A 1,350-nucleotide genomic window follows, 5' to 3' on the forward strand; every position below is an offset into this window, starting at 1 on the left:
TGAATCGCCCTGGGTCTGATGGAGGCTCTGGCTATTTGATTTCAACCAAGGCCTGCTCACCCTGCTCAGTAGCGTAGAACGTCTTCTCGTACTCTGCTGGCGGGATGTCGCCGCAGTGACCATGCAGCCGCCTGTGATTGTGCCAGTGCACCCACGACAGTGTCGCCAGTTCCACGTCGTCGATGCTGCGCCATGGACCAGGATGCGTTGGGCCGTAGATGAGTTCGTACTTGTAGTAGCCGTTCACGCTCTCGGCGAGAGCATTATCGTAGGAATCGCCCACGGTCCCGATCGACGGTATTGCACCGAGTTCGGCGAGCCGTTCGCCGTAGCGGACCGAGGTGAATTGACTGCCCGCATCGCTGTGGCAGCGCAGCCCGGTCAACCGTGTGCCGCGACTGAAGCGGGCCATCTCGATGGCGTCGAGCACTACCTGGGTGCGCATGTTCGCCGCGACGCGCCAGCCCACGATCATCCGAGAGTAAGCGTCGGTGATGAAGCAGACGTAGCCCATTCCCGCCCAGGTCGGGACGTGGGTGAGGTCGGTGACCCACAGTTGGTTCGGCTCAGTCGCAGTGAAATCCCGCCCAACCAGATCGGGGTGCCGATCCGCCCCGGCCGTTGCTCGGGTGGTACGCACCTTCTTCCCTCGCCGCACACCAGCGATCTGCTCGGCACGCATCAGCCGCGCGACCTGGTCACGGCCGACATCGATGCCCGATCTTCGGGCTGCTTTCCACAGCTTCCGCACCCCATATACCTGGTAATTCTCCTCCCACAACCCCCGTAGCGCCGGCCGCAACCGGCTATCGGAGACCGATCTAGCTGACGGCGGTCGGCTTTTGGTGGCGTAGTAGCTGCTCGGAGGTATCTGCAAGGCCTTGCAGATACGCTCGACCCCAAGCCTCCGACCCGCGATGACATCGCCGCGATTGGCATCGATGAACGCGGTCATCTCTTGTGCTGGCGGTCGAGCTCCGCCCCGAAGAAAGACGCCGCACGCTTCAATATCTCGTTGGCGCGCTGCAGTTCTCGGATTTCCTGCTCGAGTTGCTTGATCCGATCGGCCTCGGCGGTGCTCACTCCCACAGTCAGACCGTCATCGATATCGGCCTGCTTGACCCACGACCTGACGGACTCGACCCCGTAACCCAACTGCGAGGCAACCCGCGCTGTCGTCCCATGCTCGGTCCCCAGCTCGGCCCGCAACGCCCGGACCATCCGCACCGCACCGGCCTTCTCCTCCGGCGAATACCGCCGCATCGTCGGCCTCCCTGACACCCGTTCATTCGGCATGCTTCCATCCTCGTTTCCAAGGCCAGAAGTCTCCACCGAACCCAGGGCGATTCA

1 protein-coding gene and 1 other annotated feature are annotated in these 1,350 nt (G+C 63.0%); the gene reads right to left on the reverse strand.

Annotated elements, in window-relative coordinates:
* Window positions 1-31: 31 nt before the first annotated feature.
* Window positions 32-1,296 (reverse strand): IS3 family transposase gene (locus tag ATN37_RS00050; protein ID WP_230544151.1). Its coding sequence is split into 2 segments (ribosomal slippage): window positions 32-993 and window positions 993-1,296, totalling 1,266 coding nucleotides; the frame shifts between segments, so codons are not numbered across the junction.
* Window positions 863-997, reverse strand: a sequence feature (AL1L pseudoknot). Its footprint overlaps the gene before it by 135 nt.
* Window positions 1,297-1,350 lie beyond the last annotated feature (54 nt).

The organism is Rhodococcus sp. MH15, from assembly GCF_019266045.1.
Lineage (GTDB): Bacteria > Actinomycetota > Actinomycetes > Mycobacteriales > Mycobacteriaceae > Rhodococcus_F > Rhodococcus_F qingshengii.